6 protein-coding genes are annotated in these 6,895 nt (G+C 56.7%); 2 read left to right on the forward strand and 4 right to left on the reverse strand.

The window, feature by feature from the left end; genetic code table 11:
* Positions 1-340 precede the first annotated feature (340 nt).
* From P4L78_RS10490 to P4L78_RS10500, 3 genes are read right to left on the reverse strand one after another with little or no spacing between them, the layout of a single operon-like run.
* Complete coding sequence (locus tag P4L78_RS10490; protein WP_309328003.1) at positions 341-577, reverse strand: hypothetical protein; 237 nt, start codon at positions 575-577, stop codon at positions 341-343.
* Positions 567-1,706 (reverse strand): cytochrome d ubiquinol oxidase subunit II, encoded by a 1,140-nt coding sequence (cydB, locus tag P4L78_RS10495; protein ID WP_309328004.1) that lies wholly within the window; start codon positions 1,704-1,706, stop codon positions 567-569. The genes P4L78_RS10490 and cydB overlap by 11 nt, the downstream gene beginning before the upstream one ends.
* A gap of 27 nt (positions 1,707-1,733) precedes the next feature.
* Positions 1,734-3,335 (reverse strand): cytochrome ubiquinol oxidase subunit I, encoded by a 1,602-nt coding sequence (locus P4L78_RS10500; RefSeq protein WP_309328006.1) that lies wholly within the window; start codon positions 3,333-3,335, stop codon positions 1,734-1,736.
* 526 nt (positions 3,336-3,861) lie between these two features.
* Between P4L78_RS10500 and hemA the strand changes: the two genes are divergently transcribed.
* Both hemA and P4L78_RS10510 read left to right on the forward strand, forming a co-directional pair.
* Complete coding sequence (gene hemA / locus P4L78_RS10505) at positions 3,862-5,094, forward strand: 5-aminolevulinate synthase (RefSeq protein WP_309328008.1); 1,233 nt, start codon at positions 3,862-3,864, stop codon at positions 5,092-5,094.
* Between the two features lie 118 nt (positions 5,095-5,212).
* The gene (locus tag P4L78_RS10510; RefSeq protein ID WP_309328010.1) at positions 5,213-6,559 is read left to right on the forward strand and encodes a PLP-dependent aminotransferase family protein; all 1,347 of its coding nucleotides are present in this window, start codon (positions 5,213-5,215) and stop codon (positions 6,557-6,559) included.
* A 129-nt stretch (positions 6,560-6,688) separates the two neighbouring features.
* Here P4L78_RS10510 and P4L78_RS10515 read toward each other — a convergent pair.
* A partial coding sequence (locus tag P4L78_RS10515) for a hypothetical protein (protein WP_309328012.1) occupies positions 6,689-6,895 on the reverse strand: 207 nt, incomplete at its 5' end.

The raw sequence follows: 6,895 nt of genomic DNA on the forward strand, positions 1-6,895 counted from the left end.
AATCAGACGTATAGCTCAACGCCTCGCGCAAAAACAAATAAACCCAGCCAGTGTTATCGCATGGTCGCTTTGGCGAAGAGCACATCAAGCCGCCGCAAAAGACGCGCACCAAAGAGAAAAATCACAACTGTAATGCTAGCTGCCTCGGCTTAAGGTCCATGTCCACCAAACCAACAGCAGGCCAAGACATAGATATGGCTTATCAGAGCGGCTGACGCCGCGACCAGCGCCAAGCTATAATAAAAAAAAGCAAATAGATGAGTGGAACCAGCACAATGATTCCTTCAAGCAAATCGGACATCGCAATCACTCCATAGATTTTTGTTGGGGGATTTTAAAATCACTTTACAGCATCACGGGATTTTTCTTGAGCCTCAATCAACACAGCCCCCGAGGCCGCGATGAGTACGATCATCACCGTGCCAATCAACCAGGCAAAGTACCAGGGGCCAGCATCGCCAAACAGCACGGCCAGCACGAGCGCCAGAACCAGAACTAGCGCAAGAGCCAGAAATTTGATTAGGTTTTTCATATTCACAGCTTTCACTGAGATGAACTTTTGTTGCTCAATAGGCATGGTCATTACCTGTCACATCTTCAGCCCGGACCTTGCCGCGCATCACCGCAAAAACCCAAGACGTGTAGGCGACAATGATGGGAAGAAAGATGCTCGTGAAGAATAGCATCCATCCAAGCGTGTAGCAGCTGCTGGTTGCATTCCAGAGTGTAAGGCTCTGACCGGGAGAGGTGCTGGATGGCATGAGGAAGGGGAACATCGCCCCCCCCGCCGTAGCGATGGTGGCAACCCAAGCCAGCGCCCCCAGCCACCAGCCCAGCACTGGCCGGTTGGCGCGCAACAGCCCGGCCCCCAGAAGCATGGCTAGTAGTCCAGTTGCCGGCACGGCCCAGAGCAGATGATGCGCTTCAAAATTCCGCAGCCAGGCACCGGGAGCCGTTGTTACCAGCACGGCGCGCACTGGCGTTGCCTCCATGGCCGGGTTAACCCCGGCGCCAAGACTGTAGCCGTTGATCCCGTGCACCCAGACACCACCAGCGAAGAAGAGCAATGCCGCGATCATGCCAGCCGCCGTGGCAAAACGCCGCGCCCGTATATAGATCACCCCCTCGGCACGCAGCATCAGCATCGCCCCTCCCTGGTAGACGGCCAGAGCCAAGGACACAAAGCCGCAAAGCAATGCAAATGGATTCAGGATATACCATAGAAAACTTCCATCCTGATGATACTGTCCGTTCCAATCAAAATGAAAACCAACCCCTTCCAGCACATTGCCCATGGCAGCACCGAAGAGGATCATCGGCACGGCACCAGAGATCAGGAACACCCAATCCCAGCTGGCGCGCCAATTTTGAGCCGGTACTTTTGAGCGATACTCAAACGCTATGGGTCGCAGGATCATGCTGAAAAGCAAAAGGATCATGACCACATAGAAAACCGAGAAAGAAGTGGCATAAAGCGTGGGAAAAGCTGCAAAGAGCAGCGCTCCGCCAAGGATGAACCAGACTTGGTTGCCCTCCCAATGCGGGCCAATGATGTTGAGCGCTACGCGGCGTTCGGCATCATTGCGGCCAACGAAGCGCAACAATGCGCCCACGCCCATGTCCATGCCCATCATGATTCCAACCCCGGAGAGCAGCGCCCCCAGCAGCAAGACCCAAACCAGCTTCAGAATGGTGTAAAGTTCCATATCAATCTCCTTGCACCGCTTGGCTCATTACAAAACCGGCGGCTGCGCATTGGGCGTTGTGAACAGGGCCGAGATAGCCGGACCATGACTGTCATGAGGTGTGGGGCCCTTGCGGGCATATTTGAACATCAGCCACAGTTCGACAGCGATGAAACCACTGTAGAGCAGTGCGAACCCAACCAGCGAGAATAGCATATAACCTGCAGAATGGTCTGAGGCTGACTGGAAGGTGGGCAGCCAGCCATAGACGGTCCAGGGCTGACGGCCATTCTCTGCGACAATCCAACCATACTCACATGCCAGAACCGGCAAGGGAATCGACCATGATGCGAGCTTGAGCAACCAGCGTTTCTGCTCAATTTCGTTGCGCAGGCTGTAATAGGCGCAAAGCGAGAACACCGTGACAAAGGCAAAGCCCAGCCCCATCATCGCGCGGAAGGACCAGAATTCCACGAAAACATTTGGGATCGTGTCGCGGGCAGTCTGGTCTAGCACGGCCGGCAGCGTGGCAGGTGTTATCTGATTCAGATCCTGAGCCGGGGCATAACGCTCCGCCAGGAAGCCGTAGCCCATGGCGCTTTCATTCTGGCGAAACACCGCCAGCGCGGCAGGATCTTGCGTCTGCTCATAATCTTGTAGGGCGATAACAGCCTTGATGCCTTTCACCGTATCCAGACGGGCCTGCTGCTCAAGATCTTTCATCCCCAGGATCGGCGTATCGAATGAATGAGCGATCAGCGGTGTCAGAACATAGGGAATGCCGATTTCCAGATGGTTGGTTTGATGAATATCATCGGGAATGGCAAACACATCCCATGCGGCTGCGGGGGGCTTACTGGTCTCCCAGAGCCCCTCCATGGCAGCGAGTTTGGTGGGCTGGGAGAGGTAATCAACCCGGCCCAGCGCATCACCCAGCGTCACCACCGCCAGCGACGAGATCAGGCCAAACAGCGCCGCAATGCGGAACGAGCGGATGGCGAAATCGCGGTGTCGGTTATTGAGAAGGTAGAAGGCGCTGATGCCCATGACGAACATTGAACCAGTGACGAAACCCGCCACCGAGGTATGCACAAATTTTGCCTGCGCATCGGGGCTGAAGATCAATGCGGCAACGTTCTGGAATTCCATGCGCATCGTATCAGGGTTGAAACTGGCGCCAACAGGATCTTGCATGAAACCATTAGCAACCAAAATCCAGAGCGCCGAAATATTCGAGCCTAGCGCTACGAGATAGGTAACAGCCAGATGCGCGGGCTTTGAGATCCTGCCCCAGCCGAAAAGCATTAAGCCAAGAAAAGTGGATTCCATGAAGAAAGCCATCAGCCCTTCAAGTGCCAGCGGAAGCCCGAACACGTCCCCCACAAAATGCGAATACATGGACCAATTAGTGCCGAACTCAAATTCCATAGTCAGGCCCGTGGCCACGCCTATGGCGAAGTTGATGCCGAATAGCTTGCTCCAGAACAGCGCCATCTCTTTGTATATTTGCTTGCCCGTGATGACATAGACCGTCTCAATGGTGGCGAGCAGGACAGAGAGGCCCAGCGTGAGCGGGACAAAAAGAAAGTGATACAAGGCCGTCAAGGCAAATTGCAGCCTTGAAAGCTCGACGACTGTTGGGTCTACCATATTTTAGGCTCCTGAACCGATACGCTCGTAACAATGACGATCACCCCACCGGGGAGAGCTGGCCGCCTCTCGTCGCTGCAAAGGCAACAGGCGATCTCCAGAGCAATGCCTCACCGTCCGGCTGCCACGCTTCGCAGAATGTATGTAATCAACCTAGATACAACCACGCTATATAGCCATACACAACAAAAGACAATAAACAAGATTTAGGCTAAATCTCCGCTATTCTTTCACATTGTATGGAGAAAACCTCTCAGCCTTGGAGGAAAGCTTGCCACTTCCGCCACAACATCCGCCAAACGCATTGAATAGCCTGACCATTTTTAGGATCAGCGAGAGATACTCGGAAGGCTGATATTTTCAACTCGACGAGCTTCAAACCGCACCCTTGCATTGGCGGAGAAGCACCCGAGTATACAATGCATACAATATAATAATTTACACAAGACAATTATAATATATGTACATACATTATAAAGCGTATGGCTCTATCCACAGCCGGCCGCAGAGTTCTTAAGGATCAGACATGGACATCACCGCGCATCTCGAAGGCCTGATTGCCGGCATGAAGCAAGGCGGCCAGTACCGGACCTTCATCACTTTGGAACGTCTGACCGGGGAATTCCCCTCCGCATTGTGGCACCAGCCCGATGGCACCACCCGGCGGGTTACCGTGTGGTGCAGCAATGATTATCTCGGCATGGGCCAGCAGGAAGAGGTGCTTGCCGCCATGCAAGCCACCCTGACCAATTCTGGGGCGGGGGCCGGGGGCACACGTAATATCTCAGGCACCAATAGCGCCCATGTGGATCTGGAGGCGGAGCTTGCCAGCCTGCACGGCAAGGAGGCATCTCTACTTTTCACCTCGGGCTGGATTTCCAATCTTGCCGCCCTGGGTACGCTGGGGCGGGCACTGCCAGACTGCGCCATCTTTTCTGACGCGCTCAACCATAATTCGATGATTGAGGGCATACGCCGTTCTGGCGCAGAGCGCTTCATCTTCCGCCACAATAACCCGGCGCACTTGGAAGAGCTGTTGCGCGGCATCAATCCGACCCGCCCAAAAATCGTCGCCTTTGAAAGTCTCTACAGTATGGATGGCGATATCGCCCCGATTGGAGATATCTGCGAGGTGGCAGAGCGTTACGGAGCGTTGACCTATCTGGATGAAGTACATGCGGTAGGGATGTATGGCCCACAAGGCGGAGGGATCGCAGAGCGCGAAGGGGTGAGCCACCGGATCACACTTATTGAGGGCACACTCGCCAAGGCATTCGGCGTCATGGGTGGCTATGTCGCCGGGCCTGGGATGGTCGTCGACACCATCCGCAGCCTAGCCGAGAGCTTCATTTTCACTACTTCGCTCAGCCCGCATCTAGCTGCCGGGGCGCTGGCAGCGGTGCAACATGTCCGCCAAAGCCCCACACTGCGAGCGCGTCTGGCCGAGCGGGCCGCGCGGCTGAAAGCCCTGCTCCGGGCAGCCAAGTTACCGGTTCAGGATACCCCCAGCCATATCCTGCCCATTATAGTGGGAGACGCACATCTATGTCGACAAATCAGCCAAATTCTTCTGGACCAGTATGGGATTTACGTGCAGCCGATCAACTACCCCACCGTGCCACATGGCCAGGAGCGGCTGCGGATCACCCCAACCCCTTTCCATACGGATGCACAAATGCACACGCTTGTGGAAGCGCTGAATGAGGCATGGCGAACAGCAGGGGGCATTCGCAGGGAGCTGGCCTGTGGCAACGCATGAGGCGTCATCCTCCTCTTTTCTTTCCCCCTCGGTATTAATGCGCTAAAAATGTAGGGCAATGACACATACACCCAGAAGACCCTTCATGTGGCAACCACGGCTGGTTGAAGGTGCGCGCATGAAATATCTCGGCATTGTCGAGGCGCTGGAAGCCGACATACACTCCGGGCAGGTGGCACGTGGGGAGCGCCTGCCGCCCCAACGCGCCATTGCAGAGGCGCTTAATGTTGACTTAACCACAGTCACTCGCGCCTTCAACGAAGCCCGCCGGCGCGGGCTTGTGGAGGCCCATGCTGGACGCGGTACCTTCATCGCTGAGACGCCGGATGATGCCGAGGCAAGCCAGATGAACCGGCCGTTGATCGATCTCAGCATGAACATCCCCCCCCAGCCCGCGGCCATAAATTTCCGCAAGCTGCTGCCCCAGGGGATCAGTGACGTTCTCGGCGGCAAACGCGGCCTGCTCAGCCTGCATTACCAGGAGAGCGCCGGAGCGGACGCTGACCGCGCCGCCGCCGCCCTCTGGCTAACACCACGGTTGGGCAACATCACAGCCGAGCGAATTGTTGTCACGAGCGGGGCACAAAGCGCGCTCTTCGCCCTTTGTTATCTGCTGATGAAGCGTGGTGACGTGCTGGCGGCCGGGATGATGACATATCCCGGCCTCAAGGCAGTCGCCGTGCAACAGGGCCTCACGCTTTACCCTCTGGCCATGGACGAGCACGGCATCATCCCAGATGCCTTCGAGCGGGCTTGCCGGGAGATCACCCCCAAAGCGCTCTATCTGATTCCTTGCATCGACAACCCAACCACCGCGACTTTGCCGGAAGATCGCCGCCGGATACTTGCGGCGCTCGCGCACAAGTACGGCGTTGCCATCATTGAGGATGACCCATACGCCCCGCTGCGCCCGGCACATCTACCATCACTCGCGGAGCTTGCCGCCGACATCACCTGGCATATCGCCACGCTCTCAAAATGCGCGACTCCGGCACTACGGGTGGCTTATGTAGCAGCCCCCAGCGCAGGCCGCGCCGCTCAACTGGCAGAAATTCTGCGCACCACCATCCTCATGGCTCCGCCTTTGATGGTGGCACTCGCCAGCCGCTGGATCCATGACGGCACGCTGGGCGAGATTACCCAGGCCATACGCATCGAGAACGTGGCGCGCCAGGCGTTGGCCGCCACCGTGCTGGGCGATACGCGATTCATCGCAGACCCACATGGACATCATCTCTGGCTGCCTCTCCCAGCATCCTGGCGGGCGGTGGATTTTGCTGAACATGCCGACCGCGCCGGCGTCTCGATCGTGCCAGGCAACGCCTTCGCCACAGGTACCTCACACATTGAAGCCGTGCGGATTTCGCTCGGTATCGCCCCCGACCATGATGCACTGGAAGACGCACTTACCTTGCTCGCAAGCTTGATCGCCCAGCCTATGCCCCGCACCCGCACAGTAGTGTGACCGGTGCGCGTGGTCCGGCTCATTATTGCCCTGTCTGCCGCAAGCTTGCCCGTCCATGCTCACCAAGCAACCATACACACAGCTCAAGCCACCCGGCCCAAGAGCAATCTCCTCCATCCGTTAGAACAACTACGTCATCAGCTTCCCTCTAACTTTCCCCGGGGCTGCGGGGCGAAACAATTCTTTTGTCGAACATACTACGAATCTGAGGGTCAGGAGTTCGAATCTCTTCGGGCGCGCCATTTTCCCTTTGAAAATCAAGAGTTTTTTGGCCGGGCCGTGAGCCCGCCGCGCGGTGTCGCCGCCGCTGCCCACCACATTCCCCCCGTTGGCCTC

Source organism: Silvimonas sp., assembly GCF_031291215.1.
Taxonomy (GTDB): domain Bacteria; phylum Pseudomonadota; class Gammaproteobacteria; order Burkholderiales; family Chitinibacteraceae; genus Silvimonas; species Silvimonas soli.